This window comes from Chryseobacterium sp. PTM-20240506 (genome assembly GCF_048296755.1).
GTDB lineage: Bacteria > Bacteroidota > Bacteroidia > Flavobacteriales > Weeksellaceae > Chryseobacterium > Chryseobacterium proteolyticum.
In genome coordinates this window covers 2087927-2109530 of record NZ_CP182581.1, presented here as the reverse complement: position 1 = coordinate 2109530, position 21604 = coordinate 2087927, and the positions used below count along the sequence as shown (strand labels likewise).

Annotated in this window: 24 protein-coding genes and 2 pseudogenes; 14 read left to right on the top strand and 12 right to left on the bottom strand. The window is 35.3% G+C overall.

Features of this window, described 5'->3' with window-relative positions:
- The first annotated feature begins 27 nt into the window (after window positions 1-27).
- From efp to ACNFU2_RS09275, 4 genes are all read left to right on the top strand, one after another.
- Window positions 28-591 (top strand): elongation factor P, encoded by a 564-nt coding sequence (gene efp, locus ACNFU2_RS09290; protein WP_172279977.1) that lies wholly within the window; start codon window positions 28-30, stop codon window positions 589-591.
- A gap of 67 nt (window positions 592-658) precedes the next feature.
- Window positions 659-1561 (top strand): LpxD N-terminal domain-containing protein, encoded by a 903-nt coding sequence (locus ACNFU2_RS09285; protein WP_273649046.1) that lies wholly within the window; start codon window positions 659-661, stop codon window positions 1559-1561.
- Window positions 1562-1652: 91 nt separating this feature from the next.
- A complete protein-coding gene (gene sucD / locus ACNFU2_RS09280) occupies window positions 1653-2525 on the top strand; it encodes a succinate--CoA ligase subunit alpha (protein WP_273649044.1) in 873 nt (290 codons plus the stop codon).
- 18 nt (window positions 2526-2543) lie between these two features.
- Window positions 2544-3212 carry a porin family protein gene (locus ACNFU2_RS09275; RefSeq protein WP_273649043.1) on the top strand — a complete coding sequence of 223 codons (669 nt, stop codon included), beginning with the start codon at window positions 2544-2546 and terminating at the stop codon, window positions 3210-3212.
- Window positions 3213-3280: 68 nt separating this feature from the next.
- Here the strand turns inward: ACNFU2_RS09275 and ACNFU2_RS09270 are convergent, their stop codons facing one another.
- The 3 genes from ACNFU2_RS09270 to ACNFU2_RS09260 all read right to left on the bottom strand — a co-directional run bounded on the left by ACNFU2_RS09270 (window position 3281) and on the right by ACNFU2_RS09260 (window position 5964).
- Window positions 3281-4591: an ABC transporter permease gene (locus tag ACNFU2_RS09270; RefSeq protein WP_306613927.1), complete on the bottom strand. Its 1311-nt coding sequence runs from the start codon at window positions 4589-4591 to the stop codon at window positions 3281-3283.
- Between the two features lie 4 nt (window positions 4592-4595).
- Window positions 4596-5507, bottom strand: a complete 912-nt coding sequence (locus ACNFU2_RS09265; protein ID WP_172279967.1) for an ABC transporter ATP-binding protein — start codon at window positions 5505-5507, stop codon at window positions 4596-4598.
- A 106-nt stretch (window positions 5508-5613) separates the two neighbouring features.
- Window positions 5614-5964 carry a T9SS type A sorting domain-containing protein gene (locus tag ACNFU2_RS09260; RefSeq protein WP_172279965.1) on the bottom strand — a complete coding sequence of 117 codons (351 nt, stop codon included), beginning with the start codon at window positions 5962-5964 and terminating at the stop codon, window positions 5614-5616.
- A 120-nt stretch (window positions 5965-6084) separates the two neighbouring features.
- Between ACNFU2_RS09260 and hemB the strand changes: the two genes are divergently transcribed.
- The gene (gene hemB, locus ACNFU2_RS09255) at window positions 6085-7074 is read left to right on the top strand and encodes a porphobilinogen synthase (RefSeq protein ID WP_306613924.1); all 990 of its coding nucleotides are present in this window, start codon (window positions 6085-6087) and stop codon (window positions 7072-7074) included.
- A 49-nt stretch (window positions 7075-7123) separates the two neighbouring features.
- Here the strand turns inward: hemB and ACNFU2_RS09250 are convergent, their stop codons facing one another.
- The 3 genes and pseudogenes from ACNFU2_RS09250 to ACNFU2_RS09240 form a co-directional block, all read right to left on the bottom strand.
- The gene (locus ACNFU2_RS09250; protein ID WP_172279961.1) at window positions 7124-7306 is read right to left on the bottom strand and encodes a bacteriocin; all 183 of its coding nucleotides are present in this window, start codon (window positions 7304-7306) and stop codon (window positions 7124-7126) included.
- Between the two features lie 45 nt (window positions 7307-7351).
- Window positions 7352-8080: a hypothetical protein gene (locus ACNFU2_RS09245; protein WP_172279959.1), complete on the bottom strand. Its 729-nt coding sequence runs from the start codon at window positions 8078-8080 to the stop codon at window positions 7352-7354.
- Between the two features lie 64 nt (window positions 8081-8144).
- Window positions 8145-8437 (bottom strand): annotated as a pseudogene (locus ACNFU2_RS09240) (TM2 domain-containing protein).
- Window positions 8438-8541: 104 nt separating this feature from the next.
- Between ACNFU2_RS09240 and lptB the strand changes: the two are divergent.
- Window positions 8542-9267 (top strand): annotated as a pseudogene (gene lptB / locus ACNFU2_RS09235) (LPS export ABC transporter ATP-binding protein); the annotation flags it as partial.
- Between the two features lie 339 nt (window positions 9268-9606).
- Here lptB and ACNFU2_RS09230 read toward each other — a convergent pair.
- Genes ACNFU2_RS09230 through ACNFU2_RS09220 form a run of 3 tightly spaced genes read right to left on the bottom strand, consistent with a single transcriptional unit; the run spans window position 9607 to window position 11252 of the window.
- A complete protein-coding gene (locus tag ACNFU2_RS09230; protein WP_273649031.1) occupies window positions 9607-10047 on the bottom strand; it encodes an Rrf2 family transcriptional regulator in 441 nt (146 codons plus the stop codon).
- 6 nt (window positions 10048-10053) lie between these two features.
- On the bottom strand, window positions 10054-11124 hold the full coding sequence (locus tag ACNFU2_RS09225; RefSeq protein WP_273649029.1) for a globin domain-containing protein: 1071 nt from the start codon (window positions 11122-11124) through the stop codon (window positions 10054-10056).
- Complete coding sequence (locus tag ACNFU2_RS09220; RefSeq protein ID WP_273649027.1) at window positions 11121-11252, bottom strand: globin domain-containing protein; 132 nt, start codon at window positions 11250-11252, stop codon at window positions 11121-11123. Before ACNFU2_RS09220 ends, ACNFU2_RS09225 begins: the two co-directional genes overlap by 4 nt.
- A gap of 305 nt (window positions 11253-11557) precedes the next feature.
- Between ACNFU2_RS09220 and ACNFU2_RS09215 the strand changes: the two genes are divergently transcribed.
- Window positions 11558-12637, top strand: coding sequence for a hypothetical protein (locus ACNFU2_RS09215; RefSeq protein ID WP_273649025.1), 1080 nt, complete (start codon window positions 11558-11560; stop codon window positions 12635-12637).
- A gap of 180 nt (window positions 12638-12817) precedes the next feature.
- Window positions 12818-14545 (top strand): ABC transporter ATP-binding protein, encoded by a 1728-nt coding sequence (locus tag ACNFU2_RS09210; RefSeq protein WP_273651058.1) that lies wholly within the window; start codon window positions 12818-12820, stop codon window positions 14543-14545.
- 60 nt (window positions 14546-14605) lie between these two features.
- Here the strand turns inward: ACNFU2_RS09210 and ACNFU2_RS09205 are convergent, their stop codons facing one another.
- Together ACNFU2_RS09205 and ACNFU2_RS09200 are read right to left on the bottom strand one after the other, a co-directional pair.
- Entirely contained in the window at window positions 14606-15067 is a 462-nt protein-coding gene (locus tag ACNFU2_RS09205; protein ID WP_273649023.1) for a carboxymuconolactone decarboxylase family protein, read from the bottom strand.
- A 76-nt stretch (window positions 15068-15143) separates the two neighbouring features.
- Window positions 15144-15713 (bottom strand): Crp/Fnr family transcriptional regulator, encoded by a 570-nt coding sequence (locus ACNFU2_RS09200; RefSeq protein WP_273649021.1) that lies wholly within the window; start codon window positions 15711-15713, stop codon window positions 15144-15146.
- A 100-nt stretch (window positions 15714-15813) separates the two neighbouring features.
- Between ACNFU2_RS09200 and ACNFU2_RS09195 the strand changes: the two genes are divergently transcribed.
- Both ACNFU2_RS09195 and ACNFU2_RS09190 read left to right on the top strand, forming a co-directional pair.
- On the top strand, window positions 15814-16767 hold the full coding sequence (locus tag ACNFU2_RS09195) for a helix-turn-helix transcriptional regulator (protein ID WP_418124710.1): 954 nt from the start codon (window positions 15814-15816) through the stop codon (window positions 16765-16767).
- A gap of 14 nt (window positions 16768-16781) precedes the next feature.
- Window positions 16782-17882, top strand: coding sequence for a linear amide C-N hydrolase (locus tag ACNFU2_RS09190; RefSeq protein WP_306613918.1), 1101 nt, complete (start codon window positions 16782-16784; stop codon window positions 17880-17882).
- Window positions 17883-17967: 85 nt separating this feature from the next.
- Here the strand turns inward: ACNFU2_RS09190 and ACNFU2_RS09185 are convergent, their stop codons facing one another.
- Entirely contained in the window at window positions 17968-18459 is a 492-nt protein-coding gene (locus ACNFU2_RS09185) for a DinB family protein (RefSeq protein WP_273649015.1), read from the bottom strand.
- A gap of 169 nt (window positions 18460-18628) precedes the next feature.
- On the opposite strand from ACNFU2_RS09185, the gene ACNFU2_RS09180 reads away from it, so the two are divergent.
- From ACNFU2_RS09180 to ACNFU2_RS09165, 4 genes are all read left to right on the top strand, one after another.
- Window positions 18629-19213, top strand: a complete 585-nt coding sequence (locus ACNFU2_RS09180; protein ID WP_273649013.1) for a hypothetical protein — start codon at window positions 18629-18631, stop codon at window positions 19211-19213.
- 113 nt (window positions 19214-19326) lie between these two features.
- A complete protein-coding gene (locus ACNFU2_RS09175) occupies window positions 19327-19896 on the top strand; it encodes a cob(I)yrinic acid a,c-diamide adenosyltransferase (protein ID WP_273649011.1) in 570 nt (189 codons plus the stop codon).
- On the top strand, window positions 19886-20533 hold the full coding sequence (locus tag ACNFU2_RS09170) for a thiamine diphosphokinase (protein ID WP_273649010.1): 648 nt from the start codon (window positions 19886-19888) through the stop codon (window positions 20531-20533). The genes ACNFU2_RS09175 and ACNFU2_RS09170 overlap by 11 nt, the downstream gene beginning before the upstream one ends.
- A gap of 103 nt (window positions 20534-20636) precedes the next feature.
- The gene (locus tag ACNFU2_RS09165; RefSeq protein ID WP_273649008.1) at window positions 20637-21509 is read left to right on the top strand and encodes a tyrosine-protein phosphatase; all 873 of its coding nucleotides are present in this window, start codon (window positions 20637-20639) and stop codon (window positions 21507-21509) included.
- Window positions 21510-21604: the final 95 nt, after the last annotated feature.

Genomic DNA, 21604 nt, shown 5'->3' with positions numbered 1-21604 from the left:
AAAATAAAAAGATAATATAAAAAATTAATGGCAACAAGTAACGATATCAGAAAGGGACTTTGCATTGAATATAGCAATGATATTTTCAAGGTAATTGAATTTCTTCACGTAAAACCAGGAAAAGGACCTGCTTTTGTTAGAACCAAATTAAAATCTGTAACTAATGGAAAAGTAATTGATAATACTTTTTCAGCGGGACATAAAATAGATGAAGTAAAAGTAATTACAAGAAAATTCCAGTATCTTTATGATGATGAGAATGGATTCCACTTCATGAACAATGACGACTTTTCCCAGTTGTATATCAATAAGGAAATGATTGAAAACGCTCAGTTTATGAAGGCTGGTGAAGAAGTTACAATCATCCTGAAAGAAGCTGATGAAACTCCTCTTTCCGCTGAACTTCCACAATCTGTATTTTTAGATGTAATTGAAGCAGATCCGGGAGTAAAAGGGAATACTGCTACGAATGCTCTTAAGAATGCAATCGTTGAAACAGGAGCAAGAGTAATGGTTCCACTGTTTATTGAGCCGGGAGACAAAATCAAAGTAAATACTGAAGACGGTACTTATTTAGAAAGAGTAAAATAACAATATAATCTACATAAATTCGGTCTGCACCTGCAGTCCGAATTTTATTTTATAATAAGATTAATGTATGAGATTCCATTCTCCACAAAAGCTTAAAACAATAGCTGATTTAATTGGGGCAAGATTTATTGGCTCCGAAGATTTTGAAGTGTTGGGAACCAATGAGATCCATAGGGTAACCCCCGGGGATATTGTATTTGTTAACCACCCGAAATATTATGACAAAGCACTGAATTCGGCAGCAACGGTCATTCTTATCGATAAAGAGGTAGAGTGCCCGGAAGGAAAAGCTCTTCTTGTTTCTGAAGATCCGTTCAGGGATTTTAATTTTATCAATACTCATTTTACAAGAATATACAATTTTACAGAAGAATTACATGATGTTGAAATTGGAGAAGGAACCAGAATTCATCCTTCTGCAGTGATTGGCAATAATGTGAAGATAGGGAAGAATACCCACATATTCCCCAATGTTGTGATTGGTGACAGGACCGTGATCGGTGATAATGTTATTATTCAATCCGGAACGGTATTGGGAGGTGATGCATTTTATTACAGAAAGCTGAATGGTAATTTTGATCGTCTTGTTTCAGTAGGAAATGTTATTATTGAAAACAACGTTGAAATTGGTAATAATTGTACTATAGACAGAGGTGTTACGGATTCTACCATAATAGGAGAAGGTTCTGTATTAGACAATCTGATTCAGATAGGTCATGATACCATAATTGGTAAAAGATGTTTGATTGCTTCTCAGGTAGGAATAGCAGGATGTTGTATTGTTGAAGATGAGGTCACCATGTGGGGGCAGGTTGGAGTTGCATCAGGAATCAGACTGGAGAAAGGAACCATCCTTCTGGCCAAGGTGGGAGTGAACAGAGACCTGACTAAAGGAACCTATTTTGGAATGATTGCAGAAGAATTTCGTGAGTATTTGAAGAAAGAGGTAAAGCTGAGAAATCTCAAATAAACAATTCTTTTGGATTAGTCTAAAATCAAAGAAATTTAAGTAAATTTGTGAGCATTAATAAAATAGTAAATAAATTAAAAACAACAATAAAATGTCAATTTTAGTAAACAAAGATTCTAAAGTAATTGTACAAGGATTTACAGGAAACGAAGGTACTTTCCATGCTGGTCAGATGATTGAATACGGAACCAACGTAGTAGGTGGGGTTACTCCGGGAAAGGGAGGAAGCGAACACTTAGGAAAGCCTGTATTTAATACGGTTGCTGATGCTGTTCAAAAAGCTGGAGCTAACGTAAGTATTATTTTCGTACCACCTGCATTTGCTGCTGATGCTATTATGGAAGCTGCTGAAGCTGGAATTAAAGTTATCGTATGTATTACTGAAGGAATTCCTGTAGCGGATATGGTAAAAGTAAAATCTTACATCGCAGACAGAGACTGTAGATTGATCGGTCCGAACTGCCCTGGGATTATTACTTCAGAAGAAGCTAAAATTGGTATTATGCCAGGTTTCGTTTTCAAGAAAGGTAAAGTAGGTATCGTTTCTAAATCTGGTACTCTTACTTACGAAGCTGCTGACCAGGTTGTAAGAGCTGGTTTTGGTATTTCAACAGCTATCGGTATTGGTGGAGATCCAATTATTGGAACTACGACAAGAGAAGCGTTGGAGTTGTTTATCAATGACCCTGAAACAGAAGCAGTAGTGATGATTGGTGAAATTGGTGGTGGACTTGAAGCTGAAGCTGCAAGATGGTACAAAGCAAGTGGTTCTACTAAACCTGTAGTAGGTTTTATTGCAGGACAAACGGCACCTAAAGGAAGAACAATGGGACATGCTGGTGCTATTGTAGGTGGAGCTGAAGATACTGCTCAGGCTAAAATGGAAATCATGAGAGAAAATGGAATTAACGTTGTAGATTCTCCTGCTGACATTGGCGTTACTGTAGCTAAAGTGCTAGGATAAACCATAAAACAAAACAATATGAAAAAACTTTTATTAGCCTCTGCCCTGGCTTTCTCTACCTTGTCTTTTGCTCAGATTAATTTCAGCGGGACAAGATTCGGTATCACGGCAGGAGGAAACTATTCCCGGGTGCAAAATGCGCACAACCCTTCCGGTCCCCGATACGCAGTACAGGCAGGAGCCTTAGCTTTGATTCCTGTTGGAAAGGGAAACCAATTCTATATCCAACCTGAAGTTTTGTACTACGGTGCAGGGGAAACAGGAAAAGATAAAGATGTTAAAGGAAGAGACGGATATGATGCGGTATATGCCAATAATTATCTAAGTGTACCTATCTATTTCAAAGGATATTTTTCAGAGGCAGAATCTGAATTTTTTGGAATGATAGGCCCTCGATTTAATTTTTTGCTAAATCAAAATGTTAAAAATGTTCCTGTAAGCAGACCATACTATGATCCGGATGTAACAGATCCAAAAAATCCGGGAGTAAGTGGCAAAGCAAACAGTTTTAATTTTGGACTGGGTGTAGGAGTAGGATATAGCTATAAGAGACAACTCGAACTAGCTTTAAAATACGATTTTGGATTTTCAAATACCTATCCTGATCTGGGAAAAGAACCTGGCGGAACTAGCAAAAGTAAGTCTGAACAAGTTCTTAGTGTAAGCTTAAGTTACATATTCAACTAAGACAACACTTAAAATAAAAAAATAACCCCGGAACCATTTTCCGGGGTTATTTTTTTGACTATATAGAATTAATTTCTAATCCATTTCCAAAGCTCCTTAAGGGTTGCTTTATTTCCATACATTAAAATACCGACTCTATAGATTTTACCGGCTAAAAAGATCATAAAAAATGTTGTCACTACTAACAGTGTTATTGACAGTGCGATTTGCCATGCAGGAACTCCAAAAGGAATCCTGGCAATCATAGCGACAGGAGACGTGAAAGGAATCATGGATAGCCAGAATCCCAACGGACCGTCAGGGTTATTCATTAATGAAAAGCTGCCATACATCCCCAAAGTTAATGGCAATATAGCAAATAAGGTAAACTGCTGTGTTTCTGTCTCATTGTCCACGGCAGAACCAATGGCAGCGTATACAGAGCTGTAAAAGATATATCCAAGAAGGAAGAAAACAATAAATACAAAAATAATCAAAGGGAAATTAAGTTCAAGCAGACTATGGGAAACCTGTGTAGCGATTTGTGTTACGTCCAGTTTACTTGCCATTCCTTCGCTTCCTCCGGGAATGTTTTTCTGAATAGATGAAAAGCCGGTATTCAATACCAGGGCTCCGATAACGGACATGGTAATCCAGATAATAAACTGAGTTAAAGCTACCATCGTTACTCCCAAAATTTTCCCCATCATAAGCTCAAACGGCTTTACGGAAGAAATAATGATTTCCACCACTCTGTTATTCTTTTCCTCAAGTACACTTCTCATTACCCGTACTCCATAGATAATAATGAACATGAAAGTTACGTACATCAAAACCATACTTAGTCCGGATTTTACCCCGAAAGTAAGGTCAGAATCCTCCTTATTATCTTCAGAAACATTAATCGTTTTTAAAGAGAAGCTTTTATCAAGATTATTGAGCTGGGTTTCCGCAATACCCAATTCTTTGATTTTTTCCTTTTTAATGACATTTGAAATATCTGAAACGATACGTTGCTTAGTATCAAAACCTATTTTGCTGTTGATGACAAGCCTTGTGTTTTTTTCAAGATCATCAAAATTATGATTATTCAGTTCAGGTAGAATAAGGATTCCATCCAAAGATTCATTTCCTTTTAATGTACTGATTTTCGATTTTTCTTCTGCAGCAGGAACAAAAATATAATTGAGTTTGGAATCTGATGGTAGCTGATCCTTGAATAAGCCACTTCGGTCTACTACTTCAATGACGTTATGTGATTCATTGGCTTTAAACATCAGGCCAATAATTGCTCCAAAAGCAATGATCATAAGAGGAGCAAGTAAAGTTAATATAATGAAGGATTTCTTCTTGACCTGTGTAAGGAATTCCCTTTTGGTTATTAAAAAAATATTATTCATAAAATTAAGAATGATGGCCTACAGCGTTAATAAATACTTCATTCATGCTCGGAATTCTTTCGTCAAATGATCTGACTTTTCCCACATGTACCAAATCTAAAAGGATGTTGTTCTGATCACTTTCGTTTTTCAGATCAAAAGAAACAAGATCATTTTCATTTGAGAAATTAAACACCTCATATTTCTGTTTGAATGTCTCAAAATTTGAATCATTTACAGCCGAAAGGGTAATACCGAAGATGTTCTTTTTGAATTTTTCCCTAACGTCGAAAACTCTGCCATCCAAAACTTTTTTTGAATTGTCGATTAGTGCTACATAGTCGCACATCTCTTCTACACTTTCCATTCTGTGGGTTGAAAGAATGATGGTGGTTCCGTTATTTTTAAGATCAATAATCTGATCTTTTATTAAATTTGCATTTACGGGGTCGAAACCTGAAAAGGGCTCATCGAGAATAAGTAAATGTGGTCTGTGCAATACCGTAACCACAAACTGGATTTTTTGTGCCATCCCTTTCGAAAGCTCGGAAAGCTTTTTCTTCCACCACTGATCAATATTAAGTTTTTCAAACCATTTCTTTGCTTCACTGAGAGCATCATTTTTGCTCATTCCTTTTAGTTCTGCGAAGTAAAGAATCTGATCTCCTACACTCATATTTTTATACAAACCTCTTTCTTCAGGCATGTAACCGATATTTTTGATGTGATCGGGATTTAACTTCTCTCCATTGATGAATATAGTTCCGGAGTCTGCCTGGGTAATTTGATTGATGATACGGATAAATGATGTTTTTCCCGCTCCATTTGGGCCTAAAAGACCATAGATGCTCCCTTTTGGGACATGTATGCTAAAATCATCCAATGCGGTTTTTTTTCCGGCATTGTAGGTTTTAGTAATATGTTCAGCTTTTAGCATTAAATTGTTTTTTTACTATTAGTATAAAAATGTCCCGAAAGTTACGGAATAATTAAAAGGACTACTAACGTAAAAGAAAAAATCCTGATGATTATCAGGATTTAATTTATTGTTTTACGATCTGGGTAACTTTTTGAGTGTTGTCACTTAAAATGTAACGGATCAAATATTTACCGGGTTTTAATTTTTCAATATTAATTTCTCCCGAATTCATATTAACCGCATAAGTAGCAACCTGTGTACCAAGAATAGAATAGAATGTAACATTTTTAACCTTTAAAGAAGGGTCTTTTGCTCGAATAATTAGGAAATCTTTCGCAGGATTAGGGTAAGCAATAAAAACTCCATCATCAGATTTTTGTGAGATGGAACCAGGCTCCCTGAGTTGTGCATTTAGATTGCTGGAAAATCCAACAAAAGTGCCTGCGAAAAGAAATAAAAGTAAAAGTTTTTTCATCAAAATATAATTTCTCAAGTATTTATAAAACAAAAATATAAAAAATCTACCACTCTCCAACATATTTTTTCATTTAACTTGTAGTAAATTTGCATAAACTTATTCAAAAAGTATTCCAAAATGATACATTCAAGAAACAGAAGGCTACGAGTAAATGAATCAATGAGAAGTTTGGTAAGGGAAAATATACTTACAACTCATGATTTCGTAATGCCTATCTTCGTAATGGAGGGTGAAAACAAGCAGGAACCAATTGCATCAATGCCGGGAATATTCAGGCGGAGTATCGATCTTACAGTTAAAGAGTGTAAAGAACTGTTTTCTTTGGGGGTAAAATCTGTCAACCTGTATATGAAGGTGTCAGATCATTTAAAAGATAATACGGGAAAAGAAGCTTGGAACAAAAACGGATTAATGCAGAACACCATTAAAGCCATAAAAGATGCTCTTCCCGAAATGATCGTTATGCCTGATGTAGCGCTGGATCCTTATTCTATTTATGGACATGACGGAATAATCGAAAACGGAAAAATTGTAAATGATGCAACTGTAGATGCACTGGCAAGAATGTCTGTATCTCATGCAGAAGCCGGGGCAGACATTGTCGCACCAAGTGATATGATGGATGGCAGAGTATTAGGGATTCGTGAAGCCTTAGAAGAAAGTGGATTTACAGATGTAGGAATTTTAAGTTATTCCGCAAAATACGCAAGTTCTTTTTATGGACCTTTCAGAAGTGCTCTGGATAGTGCTCCAAAAGATAATATGGAAATTCCAAAAGATAAAAAGACTTATCAGATGGATTTTCATAATTCCAGGGAAGCTTTAAATGAAGTATTTAAAGATATTGATGAAGGAGCGGATATCATTATGATTAAACCGGGGCTTCCTTATCTTGATATTGTTTCTAAAGTTCGTGAAGCAATTGATCTTCCGATTGCTGTGTACAATGTAAGTGGAGAATATGCAATGGTAAAAGCGGCTGCCCAAAACGGCTGGCTAGATAATGATAAAACGATCATTGAGAGCTTAACATGTTTTAAAAGAGCTGGTGCAGATATGATCTTCACTTATTTTGCAAAGGAAGCAGCAATGCTTTTAAATAAATAGTTTTAAAACAGATAAATAAAAAACACCTCTATATAGAGGTGTTTTTTATTTATCCGAAACAGGCATTGTAATGAGGTTTTCCCGGAACTATAGGGTCTTTACCTCCATTGTCATAAACGCAGATATTACTTGGGCATAAAAACCAACCTGATGGGCAGTTGCCATTTGCATCGGGTGGTCTTATATTTCCACCGTTGATGGTTTTTAGATTTTTTTTCGTTAATTTTTTCATGATAATATTTATTTTTTTAGATAAACTAAATATAGTTAAAATTTATCACATTATATTGAAATCTTTACCTTTTGTAAATTTAGCAGCAAAGGGAGCCTGGTTACCTATATATTTTAGAACAAAATGTTTCTTAGTATCCGTATCTAACTTTGATTCCACTTCAACGTCCTGCGTTTGAAAGCTTACATCAAGAACAGTTGAAGATTCTTTTTCTAAATAAATCTCAACGCTTTCGGCATAAAATAAAGAAGTACTCAAATAATTAAACTTGATATTTTTTCTGTACGTCTTTGTTTTATCCTGGGTAAATGCTGAATAGTTTTTTAAGATTTCAATTCCCGGAGAATCAATGTTGGTGATTCTTGATTTTGTTACTCCATTGACACGGACAGAAAAGTTTTTAGCATTTTTTATATTTCCGTTAACTCCGATATTAAAAAGAGAAGGCAGCGAAAGGCCGTATTCGATCATGCTGTCTTTTGTAAATTCAAAATCAGGAATCAGAGCAGGATGTTTCGGAGCATTAATCAACTGGTTTTTTATTGTAGTCAGATTCTCTCCTGAAAAGAGATACCCAATAAGATTATTGCTGGTTGTTCTCCAGTTTCTGCCATTCCATTCAAAAATTTCACAAAGTAAGGTGTCTGTGGATGAATGGGGAAGGAGATCCATATCCTGCCATTTAAAAACTTCCTTAGCATAAGGTCTACGGTCAACCAGGTTGATTCCTAAATCTAATGCAAGGAGTTCTGTTAATTCTTTGTTATTTTCCATTAAAATTAATTTGCTGTTGGTGCAGTAAATGTATCAAATTCGTTAGAATATCTGATGCCTGGATTTACAGCCAGCCTTTTTTACCATATACATAAGTGTCATCAAACTGTTTGTCACTCATAAACAGGTACAATATACCTTCAATGAAAGGAATGATAGAAGCTGCCCCAAAAGTAACAAGGTTTAAAATAATCTGAATAATACCTTCTTTAGTATAGCCAAGATAAAATTTATTCAGGGCAAGCCATCCTACAAGTATACCTAGTATTGCAGCAGGGATCTTTTTTTCAGAGCGATATGGTACATGGGCCTGCTGATCCCGGGTATTTTCTGTTTTTTATAACCGTAATTTTCCATTTTAGTATTTTTTATGATAAAGTGAATTGTTTTTAACATAAGTCGAAGAAAAATATGAGTAGTTACAAAATCATAACTTAAAACAAATTTATATCTTTGCGACTATGATTTTACGAGGAGAAAACTTAATCAAAGAATACGGTCCAAAAAAAGTTGTAAAAGGCGTTTCTGTACAAGTCCAGCAGGGAGAAATTGTTGGTTTGCTAGGTCCTAACGGAGCAGGTAAAACCACTTCATTTTATATGATCGTGGGATTGGTTAAGCCGACATCCGGTAAAATTTTCCTGGATAAACAGGAAATAACAACTGATGCGATGTATCGCAGAGCACAAAAAGGAATTGGTTATCTTGCTCAGGAGGCCTCTGTCTTCAGAAAACTTTCTGTTGAGGAAAATATTATGGGAGTTTTACAGCTTACCAATCTCTCCAAGCGTGAACAGCAAATCAAATGTGATGAGCTGATCGAAGAATTTTCATTGCAGCATGTTCGTAAAAACAGAGGAGATCTTCTTTCCGGAGGAGAAAGACGTAGGACTGAAATTGCGCGCTGTCTTGCTACCAGCCCGAACTTTATCCTTCTGGATGAACCTTTTGCAGGGGTAGACCCCATTGCAGTAGAAGATATACAGAAAATTGTAAGAAGTCTTGTCGATAAAAATATCGGAATTTTAATCACCGACCACAATGTTCAGCAGACTCTCGCTATTACTAATAAAACATACATCATGTTTGAAGGTAGGATCCTGAAAGAAGGTCTTCCGGAGGACCTGGCAAATGATCCGCAAGTAAGGGAAGCTTATCTGGGTGAAAATTTTGTGTATCAGAGTATCCTGGATAAGCCTAAAAAGAAGAAATACGCATACAATATCTGGGCAGGGAATTTTGATTCGAAATCACAGCTTCAAAGTTTTGTTGATAATCAGTTTTCAGAATTTGATGATTTAAGGTTGATGTATGGATTTGAGGATATTAGTTTTGCATCGTTGGCAAATTCAGAGATAGAACACATCTTCAATGATGTGGTTGATAAAAATGCAAATAATTCATTTGTATTCCAGCGCAAAGAAATTACCTCCCAATATTCTCTGGAACAGGCGGAAGCGGAATCAAAAGAAGCAAGTAAACCCGAGCTTCATTACCTTACAACATATCTTTACGAAGGTTAAGTTTTAATTACTGGTATGCTGGCTCGCAAAAATGATATCCCAATTATTAAAAACAAGGTCGGATAAATAATGCTTGTTCATACTATCGATAAATGCCTGATAGGCGATGTCTAAAAATGATTTTAACTGACAGTTATAAGATATAAATATGCAAGATTTACTTTGGCAGTTGATAATCGGACTATCATCCTGTTCAAGGAGGTGAATAAGATCACCAAGCCCTGTCGTACGGGCCTTATCAGAAATAATGATTCCACCATTTTTTCCTCTTTTGGTAATAACAAATCCTTTCTGAGATAAAAACTGAACCACTTTAATAAGGTGATTGCGAAGAATATTCAACTTTTCTGATAATTCGTCCAATGAGCAGGACTGAGCCTTATCTTTTTTATTTAAATAGATTAAAACGCGCAAACTATAATCAGTAAAGTGGTTCAATTTCATTAATTGCTAATTTAAATGAAGGAACTGAGGTCCGAATTCTTCGTAAAAAATATTTTCTCCGGCAATTCCTAACTGCATCAAAGAATTGTACTGCACTTTAATAAATGCTTCGGGACCACAAATATAATACTTTGCATTGTCAATAAGAATTTCTTCTTTCACTTCATGGAGGTTAATTCTTCCTTCATGTATTGCCTGGTCATCTTCTTTATTTTTATTTTCATAAAAGATGTGGGTGGTGAGCCATTCATTATTTTGTTCTAAATAGTCAATATGATCTTTGAAGGAATGAACTGTTTGATCCCGGCAACTATGCAACCATACAACAGGGTTACGATTGTTGTTTTCATTTGTTTCCAGCATACTTAAAAGAGGGGTAACTCCAATCCCTCCACTTATAAGCACTAAAGGATATTCCGATAAAGGATTAATGTGAAAGATTCCTGCAGGTGCGCTCACTTCTATTTCATCTCCTGCTAACTTAGCATGCATGATATGGGATACAATACCATCCGGATTAAATTGATTTTTCTCTTTTTTTACAGATATCCTGTAATATTTAGGAGTGAAGGCCGATGATAGACTATATTGTCTTGGTTGCTCATATCCCAGTGATGGAATATATGTTTTTACAGATATGAATTGACCGGGAAAGTATTCTGCAATTGGCTGCCCATCTTTAGGCTTAAGATAAAAGGATTTAACCTCCATGCTTTCCTCTACGATTTTACTGATGATGAATGTTCTCCAACCTTTCCATCCCCCATTTTTGTTTAGGTTAGAACAATATATTTCGTCTTCGATAGAAATCATTATTTGGGCAAGTTCATGATAGGCTTGCGTCCAAGCTTCCAATAATTCGTCAGTAGCCGCTTTTCCTAAAACTTCTTTTATCGATGAGATCAGATGAAGTCCTACAATATTATATTGTTCCGGTTTTATATTAAGGCTGACGTGCTTATTGCCTATAGATCTTAAAATATTAATTAGTAAAGTTGGATTTTCAATATGTTCAGCATAGGCAAGCACTGCTCCGGCTAGTGCGTGTTGTTGCTTGCCACTTGCCTGATGACTCATGTTAAAAGATTTTTGAGCTCTGGATTATGGTTGAACATTCTGTTGTAAAAATATTGAGTGAGATCTGCACCGTTTGATTTTAAAACCGCAACGGTTGACTTTACTAAGGCTTTTTGTTTATTATTCATCTTGTCGTTTTTTAATGATAAAACAAATGTACTATAAATATTTAATTGTTATATTTAAATACAACAATTAAAATATGATATTTTACATACCTAGGAGAAAGGGTGGAAATTTTTTAAAGTACATTATTACTCTCCAAGAAAGAATGATAGCTAATTTTTAATATAGAATAAATTTTAAATTGATATTTTTCGTATTTTATATAAAAAGCACTTTTAAATTGTTTTAAAGGCCTGGTTTTTGTATTTAATTGTGTTAAAATGATAAAATAAATCATTAAATTTCATTATTAATAAAAAATACAAATATGTCATTACAAGAAAAATTACAAAAACTAGCCAATGAAAGAAATGAACCTTGTGTAAGTATTTCATTAAATACCCACAGAACATTTCCTGAAAACCAACAAGACGAAATCATTTTAAAAAACCTCATCAAAGAAGCAGAAAACCGTGTTATTGATGAGTACGGAAAAAGACCTGCCGCAGGAGTTTTGGAAAAGCTGGATCATATTGCAGGGAAAATTGACCATCAGTACAATCTGGATAGTTTGCATATTTTTTTGTCGAACGACACAGAAGAAATTATAAAATCTACATGGGCTTCAAGAGGAAATGTAACAGAAGTGGAGGAGAAGTTTGCTGTAAGGCCTCTGATCAAGGCTGCAGTAAGAGCTCAGGAATATCTCATCTTAGTTTTAACGCAAAGCGGTACCAAGCTGTACGAAGCATTAAATGATTCTATTGTCGGGGAAGTCCGAGAGGAAGGGTTTCCATTTCCCCAGAATCCCTTTTATATTACCCATTCAGATGTGAGAAGCGATTCCAAACAGGTAGATAATCAGATCAAAGAATATTTTAACAGGGTTGATAAATCCATTGTTGAAATTTACAAAAAATCAAATTTAAACGTAGTTGTTATTAGTACTGCGGATAATTATAGTAAACTTCTTGAAGTTGCTGACATTCCTAAGATCTATATTGGCCATGATAATAAAAATTATGTATCTGCTGATGAGCATCACATTGTAGAGCAGGCTTATGAAATTATTAAGGCTAAACAAAAAGAAAGTCGTGCATTGGCTATTGAGGAAGTTAAAGAGGCGGTGTCTCATGGAACGGTTCTTACGGATCTTCAGGAAATTTACCAGGCCGCTTTGGACGGAAGGGGTGATCTGCTGATCGTACATCAGGATTATGAACAGCCGGTAAAAATGATTGATGAACGTACATTTGAGTACGTTGACGATTCTAAAGAACAGGGAGTTGTTGATGATATTGTTTCCATGATCGCATGGGAAGTATTTTCGAAGAAAGGACGTGTTCACTTTACCCAGCAGGATGAGCTTTTAGAACTAGGAAAGATCGTTTTGAAAACCCGATATTAAAGAGAAATTTTTATAGCAAAAGAATGAGCCGGCTTTTATGCTGGCTTTTTTTATAGATTGTTTTAAAAAAGCTTTAATTTTACTAAAGATCTTATAATAATGGCGAAACCTTTTAATAGAACAGTTACTTTATTTGGAATATATAAACAGCTTATTCCATTTATAAGGCCTTATCGTTTGATGATTTACGGAACTTTATTCCTGACGTTTTTAGGAGCTCTTGCAGCCCAGGTCAATCCTTTGGTTTTGAAGTATACTGTTGACGAGGTAACCCTACTAACACATCTTCCACATCCTATGTCGGAAGGAATTCATGTGTTGGTAGTGATTTCCATAATATTACTGGGAAAAGAACTGTTGAATATTTTTATCAATTTCGGACAGAAATTCTATGGGGAAAAGATCCGGATCAATGTAAGTTCTGTTCTGGCTCAGTCAGCTATTGATAAAATACTGACGTACCGGGTTGCATATTTTAATGATGAAAACCACGAATCAGGAAAATTGCAGATCAGGATCGATCGTGGGATTGAAAGTCTCACTAAGCTTGTTCAGAATTTTTTCATAGATATTTTGCCTCTCTTTTCCAATGCGATCATTGCTTTGATCATCATGTATATGCAAAATGTATATGTTGGCATGGTATCCACCATAATTGTTCCTATTTATTTTTATATAAGTTCATTACAGGCTAAAAAGCTGGGTGGGGTTCGCAGGCAGCTGAGAAACCAGCGTGAGCAAAAGACTTCGGGCCTTCTGAACCTGATCAATTCGATTATGGTGATTAAAAGTTTTGTCCGTGAAAAATTCGAGGGTAAAAAGCAGTATGATCTTCAGATGCAATTAATGGAGAGCCAGATGTTCACCAGAAAAACAAATTTTATTTATGATGGGCTTAAGACTTTTATAGAACAGTTTGGGGTTGTACTCATCATTTTGCTTACCGTTTATCTTGTTCTGGACCAGCAGATGACAATTGGTGCAATTATGCTTCATATTATGCTCTTCAATAATGTTTCATCCCCGATACGCCAACTTCATCGTATTTATGATGATATGAATGATGCAATGATTTATGCTGAAGGTTACTTTGATATTTTAAATGCTGACGATGAAAAAGAACCAAACGGGACATTTGTAGAAAGGGAAATTAAGGGAACATTTGAACTTAAAAATATAGACTTTACCTATCCAAACGGAACGAAAGCTTTACATGATGTTTCTATGAAAATTGAAAATGGAAAGACAACGGCTTTGGTAGGATTAAGTGGTGCCGGTAAATCCACAATTATCAATCTTTTGTGTAAATTTTACCTTCCGGATTCAGGAGATATTCTACTTGATAATGTCAATTTAAATGATTTTGATAACACATTTTTAAGAAATGATATAGGTCTTGTACTTCAAAGAAATCATATTTTTCAGGGAAGTATAGAAGATAATATCCGGTATGGAAATATGAATGCCAGTTTTGATGAAATCCGGGAAGCTGCAAAAAAAGCATACCTCCATGAACAGATCCAGGATCTACCGGATCAGTATAACCACGATGCTACCCAGCTTTCAGGGGGACAACAACAAAGAATTGCTATTGCGAGATTATTCCTTAAGAATCCGCCAATTATTTTTCTCGATGAGCCTACTGCAAGCCTGGACGCTATTGCAACCGAACAGATCAAAAACTCTTTAGATGCCATTAAAGAAGGAAGAACAGTAATCATTATTTCACATTCTTTGTCTCAGATTCTGGATTCTGATAAAATCTATGTTATGAAAAAGGGAAGAGTGGTTGAAAGTGGAACTCACAATGAACTGGTTCAGGAAAACGGGACTTACCGTGAAATTTTTGAAGCATCTGCCAGAAGTCTGAATCTTGATAAATTGATGAATTCTTTTAAACAGGATTAATATAATAAAAAATGAAACCTGTACAAGAAATACAGGTTTCATTCTATTTGTAAAACTTTTTTAGTTCTTTTGAGGAACCTGATAAGTGCCTACTTCAGCTCCGAAGGCAATATTTATCCTATTGTAGCTGTTGATCGCGATAATAGCCATGGTAAGATCCACCATTTCTGTTTCAGAAAAATGGTTGCTTACTTCCTGGTATAGGTCATCCGCAATTTCTTTTCCGTTCAGTTCGGTAAGTTTTTCCGCCCATAAGAGACCTGCCTTTTCCTTTTCTGTGTAGAATGGGCATTCTCTCCAGGCACTTACCAAAAATATTCGCTGCTCGGTTTCACCCTTTGCCCTTAATTGTTTCGAATGCATATCCAGGCAAAAAGCACAGCCATTCATCTGTGAAACACGAAAATAAAGAAGTTCCAGAAAAGCATTGTCAAGAGATGAGTTTTCTACATGATATCCCATGGTGTGAAGTGCATTTACAGATTTATTTCCCATAGCAAATGCGTTGATTCTTTGTGACATAATTTTGTTTTTTTGATTAATTATGTGACAAATGTAGATTGCAATTAATTCAGATTTTTTTACAAATGATAAAAAATCATTTTTGCGCACGGATCCTGCTTAGTGAAACCTGGGTAATGCCAATATAGTCCGCAAGGTCTCCCAGGCTGATACGCTGGATAAGTTCCGGCTTTTGTTTCAGAAAATTATGATATCTCCTCTTGCCATCATCTTCCAGCATTTCACTTATTCTACCCATCATGTTAACAGGTGCTTTTGAATATAGCTTACTGAAAAGGGTTTCTGCAGAATGGTATTTTTTACATAAGTCGTCGACAACAGATTTGCGAATGGAGTATACTTCCACAGGCTCTAGTGCTACAAACATATATTTGGATGGTTTACCAGTAAGAAATCCGCTCAATTCCGTAAAAAAAGAATTTTCAGCAAAAAAAGTCATGATAAAATCTTTATCCCCATTATCAAAGAACAATTTTACCAGTCCTTTTTGCAGGAAATAAAAATGTTTACAGGTTTCATCAGATTTTAATAAAAAATCTCCTTTTCTGTAATTTTTTAATTCTAACTTTGAAATCAGTTCATCAATGACAGCCTGTTCAGGATTCGAAATCCTTTCAATAGTCTGGATGAAATTGGTGTAGCTCATTAGTAATAATATGTGATTCTTGGATATCTAAATATAGCTAAAATTGTTGGTTTTACTATATCTGGAATTATTGTATAAAAGTTTAGAGTGACCGGATAAAATGAATGACCATTATCTTAAAAAGCTTGACAGGGTAACAGCAATTCTTACTCAACTGCAATCCAAACCTTTGGTAAGGGCTCAGGATCTGGCAGAGAAGTTCGAAGTAAGCATCAGAACGATCTATCGGGATGTAAAAACACTTGAAAATGCGGGGATTCCGATTGTCGGAGAAGCGGGTAGCGGATATTCCTTAATGGACGGATATAAACTTCCTCCTGTCATGTTTACAAAAGAAGAAGTTTTGAGCTTTATTACAGCCGAAAAGCTGATGCAAAAGTTTTCTCACGAGAGTTTGGGCTCTCATTACCGGACGGCTATGGAAAAAGTGCGTTCAGTGCTGAGGCATTCCGATAAAAATTTAATACAGACAGTAGAAAAGCAGGTTGATATTTTTAATTACCATGCTCAATCAACGGATTCTGTTAAAAATGTGATCCCCCTGATCCTTGAAAGTATTGCAGAAAAAATGCAACTTTCCATAGAATACAGAAGTATGGATTCAAAGGTATCTAACCGGATTGTAGAAGCGGTAGGTTTATTTTTTGAATTTAATTATTGGTACATTATGGCTTTTTGTACGTTAAGACAGGATTTCAGACAATTCAGGGTAGACCGGATTCTTCAGGTTTCCAAAACCAGTATTCCTTTTTCAAAAGAGTATGGTGGAATTAATGATTATAGGAAAAATTCCGGTAATGATGTTACCAAAGTAAAATTGCTGGTAGATAAGAAAATAATGGGGCATCTCGTTAATTCTAAAAGATACTATGGTTTAATAGACGAAACTGAAACCGATGAAGGAGTTGTGATGACCTTTGAAACGGAGTGGATCAAAGAGGGATTTCCAAGATGGCTGATTACATTTGCGGATTACGCTGTAGTTTTGGAACCAGAAACACTCAAAACAAAAATTGGTGAGCTGATCACAAATATTTCTACGAAATTACAATAACCAACTGATTAATTATGAAATTTATATTGATGCGTTCTATGCTGCTCCTGGCTCTTCTTCATTACGGGATTTCTTCCGCCTGCTCAGCATTTTTATTAAAGGGTAATGATTATTGTGTAATCGGATTCAATGAGAATTGGAAAACAATGCCGGGGATGATCGTCGTCAATAAACGTGGGATTGCCAAAAGAAATATAAGCTGGGAAAATCTTACCTCCCGACATCTGAATGCTGAAAAGGAATGGCAATCATTATATGGTTCTATAACCTTTAATCTTCTAGGCTATGATTTCCCTTGTTACGGTGTAAATGAAAAAGGTCTTTTTCTGGTTGAACTTTCTCTGGAGGAAACCACAAAAGTTTTTAATCCCACACAGCCTAATATGTTTTGGGCACAATGGATTCAATACCAGTTGGATAATTATAAATCTGTTCAGGAAGTGATAGATCATTTGAATGGCGGTCCTAATATTGATTGGTGGCCTAGTGCTGGAGGAAGCCACTTCTTCGTTACTGATGCTAAAGGAAATACAGCAACTATAGCTTTGCTAAATGGAAAGTATAAGGTGCTTACAGGAAAGGATATGCCTATGCCTCTTCTATGCAATAATCAGTATAAGAAAGATATTGAACGGGTTCAGAGGTTTGATTTTTTAGGAGGTAATGAAAAATTTGATCTTGGTCAGCAAAATAAATGGGAAGACAGATATAGTAAAGCTTACTATATGCTTTATAGTTATAAGTATGATAAAAAGCCTGTAGAATATGCCTGGAATGTTCTTAATTCTGTATATGCGGGAGAATGGCAGACCGTTATTGATGTCAAGAAGATGAATCTTTATTTCCGGTCCGACCTTAAGAAAGAAGTTAAAACAATTGATATTACTCAACTCGATTTTTCAAAACAGGCCTCTATAAAATATTTGAATATTCATACAGATAAGCTGGGTAAAGTAAATGATGACTTTGAGGTGCTTACTTTAAATAAAAATAATGAGTATGTTGCCAAGGGATTTCCTATAGGATATGATAACAAAGAATTTGGAGCCTCAAGTGCCTTCGCCCAGTTAAAAGAGAACATTATTACTTTCTTTAAAAATATTTTGCCGGGTTAAAAAACAAAAGCTTTCAGAGAATCTGAAAGCTTTTGCATTCACTAAATTTAATAATTTGATAGAAGAAAAATATTTTTAAACAGAATTAAAATCTCTCCCAGAAAAACGGAGGTTCAATTCCTAATGATCTTAGATAGACATAACCTTGTCCACGGTGATGGATTTCATTATCGATGAAATATAGGATATTCTGATATACCGGAAATTCATATTGGCCAAACAGATTGAACGTTTCCTGCATACGCTCTTCAGAAATCTGATTAAAATAATGGTTGATTACTTCTGTTTCTTCGTCCCATTTTTTCAGTATTTCTTCTTTTGTTTTAGGGTTGAATCCCTCTTCGTTATAAGCCTCCATGTTTTTTTCATTGATTCCCTTTAATGCCGGTCCTGCAATGCTGATAAGCTCAACTGCCAGTTTAGCAAATGGTCTCATACCTGCTATAGAAAATTCGAATAATTCTTTTTCAGGAAACGCTTCAATTACTCTTCTTGTCAGATTTCTGTGTCCTTGCCAGTGCTCTAATAATTGGTCTGATGTCATAAACTGTTTTGTTGCTGTTGCTGTAGTTGCCATAATATTTTTGTTTAATTTGTTATTGTTGATACAAAGATAAGAGCAGGTTATGACAACAGTTTGTCAGTAGGATTTGGCACATTGAAAATATTTTTTTCTCCTAAAATATCATTGCGTTTTTTACGTTTAAAAGAGAGATGTACCGGGTATTATTTATAATTTCAGAGAAATGAAGAAGCTAATTTTAGGAATTACAAGTGCTTTGTCACTACTATCGTGTAATAAAATCAGTGATAAAATAGATCAGACTGTACAGGAAACAACCGAAACAGTAAAGCAAAGGACCCAGCAGGCAGTGGAAGAGAGGGTGAAAAAGACCGTGAATGAGTCCATCAAGTCCCTGACAAATTCTGAAGATGTTCAATTTAATCAGGTTTTTCCTGGTTCAGGGAAAGCTGTTGTATCCGATGAAAACGGGAAAAAGTTTGTATTTCCAAATGGCACTACAGGATATATTTTTAAGTATAAAGCAGACAAAAAAGATATCATTCCATTTCTGGAGTCTCAACCTACAACGGATGAAACCCGGTCCGATAAGGCAGCCCGAAGGGTAGACGGACAAAATATAGTAGATAAAATAAGTTTTATTGAAAAGTTCCTGCCTGAAAATACAATTGATAAAAGCATTTTAGAAGATATAAAGAATGACAATGGTATCGAGTATTATAAATTAAAGCGGTTTCCCAATAAAAGTACCATTATTTATAATTCTAAAAACAAGACAGTGTTGCAATATGTTGAGGTAGATAAATAATTTGAAGATGGCTGGTTTTTACCGGTCATTTTTTATTAGCAGAATTACAAAACAAGATAAGAAACAAACCCGTAAGTATTGTAAAGCTAATTTTAAAAAAGTAATTTAGTCGTATGAAAATTTATACAAAAACAGGAGATAAAGGACAAACCGCTCTTTACGGAGGAACAAGAGTTTCCAAGGCCAGCGCCAGAGTAGAAAGTTATGGTAATATCGATGAGTTGAATTCTTTTATTGGCATTGCAAAAAGTCATATTGAAGATGTTGAGGTTTTAAAGCAATTGAAGAAAATTCAGTTTGATTTATTTACTGTGGGCTCTGAAGCAGCAACTCCGGTTGATAAATTAATGCTTGCCAATGGAAAATCCAGGCTTCCGTTGATTATTTCAGAAAATGAGATTGAAGAATTAGAGCATTGGATGGATGATTTTGATACCCAGCTGGATCCTCTTCAATATTTTATACTTCCCGGTGGCGGAAAATCTGCGACATTTCTTCATGCAGCAAGAACAATCTGCAGAAGGGCAGAACGTTCTCTGGTTTTCCTGAATGAAGCTGAAGAGGTTCGTCCTGAATTAATTAAATATCTCAACAGGCTTTCAGATTATCTTTTTGTTCTTGCCCGGTATATTTCAAAACTAAATAACGAACCGGAAGAATACTGGAATCCGAATGAAAGATAAAGTATTACTTTTTATTAACGGAGAACCTCCCATGTCCTTTCCTGACCTATCCGGATATGATTTAATTGCATGTACGGATGGAGCTTTTCATTACTTAAAAGAGAAAAGATTTCCTTTAGATAAATTGGACTTCATTTCCGGTGATTTTGATTCACACACAGGATCCGATGAAGAGGTATATCAGGAAAAATTTATTCTCACCCTGGATCAGGATAAAACAGACTTTCATAAAGCTCTGGAAATTATCTTGGATAAGGGGTTTCGCGCTATAGATGTTTTTGGGGCCAGTGGTGGAGAGCAGGACCATTTCTTAGGAAACCTTACGGTTGCTTATACCTTTAAAGACAGATTGGAGATAAAATTTTATGATGAATTTTCTGAATATTATTTTATTCCTAAAGATTTTACAGTGCAAAAGGTGAAGAATAGAATGATTTCTTTATATCCTTTCCCTATTGTGGAAAATATAACGACAAAAGGATTGAACTGGCCTCTTACAAATGGTAGCTTAAGCATTACTTCAAGGATCGGAACCCGAAATTTTGCTGTTGAAGATGAAGTATCCGTTCACTATGAATCCGGCGATTTGTTGTTTTTTGTAGGACGCGATGATATAGAATATCCACCAATATATTAAGCTGATGTTTGTTTTTAGAACGATAAGCTGAATACCTTTGAAATTGAGTATTCGGAGAAACTTTTGTATCTTGTATCGACATCGACTTAATTTTTCTAGAATATTGAAGAAATTACTTAAAATACTATTCCTTTTTATTGTGCTATTCTGTGCTTTTTCCTGTAAAATACAGAACTTCTCTGCACCCGAGTATGGAAAAAGCCAGGCTGAAAATGCAGGAGTGAAAAAAGTACATAATTTCCGGACATTGGAAGAAATGAAAAATGTTGACGGGAGAACATTACGAAAAGGTGTTTTTTACAGGAGCGGGCATCTTAATAAGCTGAAGAAAAAATCATTTGACACGATTAAAAAACTGGGAATAGCGGAAGTGATAGATCTCAGAAATGAAAAAGAAATCGGTCTGAAGCCTGATCATCTACCTGCTCAGCTTAGCTATAAAAAATACTCAGCATTTGAAGATCAGGGAGACCAGCTATCACAAGCAAGGAAGCTGGTTTTAAAGGGAAAGGTAAATTCTGCCGATGCTGATAAAAGAATGGTTGATTTTTATCGTGAATATGTAACCGAAAATCCGGCAACAATCAAAAAGATTATTAGTGAAATTTTGGATTCAGATCAACCTGTTTTATATCACTGCACGGCAGGGAAAGACAGGACAGGTATTATTACAGCTCTTATTCTGACCATTTTAAAGTTTGATAAAGCAACAATTTATAATGATTATCTGATGTCTAACAACTACAGGGAAGATATGGTTATGAAGCGATTAAAGCTGGCTGGAAACCTGCATTTTCTATATCCTAAAATGGATATCAAAGTATTGGAAAAGCTCAGCTGGGTAGAGAGGAATTATCTGGATTCTGCATTTAATGAAATTGATAAGAAATACGGCTCTGTAGATGTATATATTCAACAAGTGTTGGAGATTTCTGATGATAAAAGACAATTCTATATTCGTAAGTTTACATATTAATAAACGGTGAATTAGCGGGTGCTGATTTCGATAGAGCCTTTCATGAAGATCAAATAAAATTATAATAATTTTAACATCAAAAAATCAAACTTTTT

Bases quoted from the DNA above. Each gene is read 5' to 3' on its own strand.
- sucD (WP_273649044.1), top strand. From the start codon at position 1,653: ATGTCAATTTTAGTAAACAAAGATTCTAAAGTAATTGTACAAGGATTT.
- ACNFU2_RS09200 (WP_273649021.1), bottom strand. From the start codon at position 15,713: ATGAGCTACACCAATTTCATCCAGACTATTGAAAGGATTTCGAATCCT.
- ACNFU2_RS09175 (WP_273649011.1), top strand. From the start codon at position 19,327: ATGAAAATTTATACAAAAACAGGAGATAAAGGACAAACCGCTCTTTAC.
- ACNFU2_RS09270 (WP_306613927.1), bottom strand. From the start codon at position 4,591: ATGAATAATATTTTTTTAATAACCAAAAGGGAATTCCTTACACAGGTC.
- ACNFU2_RS09205 (WP_273649023.1), bottom strand. From the start codon at position 15,067: ATGTCACAAAGAATCAACGCATTTGCTATGGGAAATAAATCTGTAAAT.
- ACNFU2_RS09215 (WP_273649025.1), top strand. From the start codon at position 11,558: ATGTCATTACAAGAAAAATTACAAAAACTAGCCAATGAAAGAAATGAA.
- ACNFU2_RS09185 (WP_273649015.1), bottom strand. From the start codon at position 18,459: ATGGCAACTACAGCAACAGCAACAAAACAGTTTATGACATCAGACCAA.
- ACNFU2_RS09180 (WP_273649013.1), top strand. From the start codon at position 18,629: ATGAAGAAGCTAATTTTAGGAATTACAAGTGCTTTGTCACTACTATCG.
- ACNFU2_RS09225 (WP_273649029.1), bottom strand. From the start codon at position 11,124: ATGAGTCATCAGGCAAGTGGCAAGCAACAACACGCACTAGCCGGAGCA.
- ACNFU2_RS09230 (WP_273649031.1), bottom strand. From the start codon at position 10,047: ATGAAATTGAACCACTTTACTGATTATAGTTTGCGCGTTTTAATCTAT.
- ACNFU2_RS09285 (WP_273649046.1), top strand. From the start codon at position 659: ATGAGATTCCATTCTCCACAAAAGCTTAAAACAATAGCTGATTTAATT.
- hemB (WP_306613924.1), top strand. From the start codon at position 6,085: ATGATACATTCAAGAAACAGAAGGCTACGAGTAAATGAATCAATGAGA.
- ACNFU2_RS09170 (WP_273649010.1), top strand. From the start codon at position 19,886: ATGAAAGATAAAGTATTACTTTTTATTAACGGAGAACCTCCCATGTCC.
- ACNFU2_RS09210 (WP_273651058.1), top strand. From the start codon at position 12,818: ATGATTTACGGAACTTTATTCCTGACGTTTTTAGGAGCTCTTGCAGCC.
- ACNFU2_RS09275 (WP_273649043.1), top strand. From the start codon at position 2,544: ATGAAAAAACTTTTATTAGCCTCTGCCCTGGCTTTCTCTACCTTGTCT.
- efp (WP_172279977.1), top strand. From the start codon at position 28: ATGGCAACAAGTAACGATATCAGAAAGGGACTTTGCATTGAATATAGC.
- ACNFU2_RS09250 (WP_172279961.1), bottom strand. From the start codon at position 7,306: ATGAAAAAATTAACGAAAAAAAATCTAAAAACCATCAACGGTGGAAAT.
- ACNFU2_RS09245 (WP_172279959.1), bottom strand. From the start codon at position 8,080: ATGGAAAATAACAAAGAATTAACAGAACTCCTTGCATTAGATTTAGGA.
- ACNFU2_RS09195 (WP_418124710.1), top strand. From the start codon at position 15,814: ATGAATGACCATTATCTTAAAAAGCTTGACAGGGTAACAGCAATTCTT.
- ACNFU2_RS09260 (WP_172279965.1), bottom strand. From the start codon at position 5,964: ATGAAAAAACTTTTACTTTTATTTCTTTTCGCAGGCACTTTTGTTGGA.
- ACNFU2_RS09265 (WP_172279967.1), bottom strand. From the start codon at position 5,507: ATGCTAAAAGCTGAACATATTACTAAAACCTACAATGCCGGAAAAAAA.
- ACNFU2_RS09220 (WP_273649027.1), bottom strand. From the start codon at position 11,252: ATGAATAATAAACAAAAAGCCTTAGTAAAGTCAACCGTTGCGGTTTTA.
- ACNFU2_RS09190 (WP_306613918.1), top strand. From the start codon at position 16,782: ATGAAATTTATATTGATGCGTTCTATGCTGCTCCTGGCTCTTCTTCAT.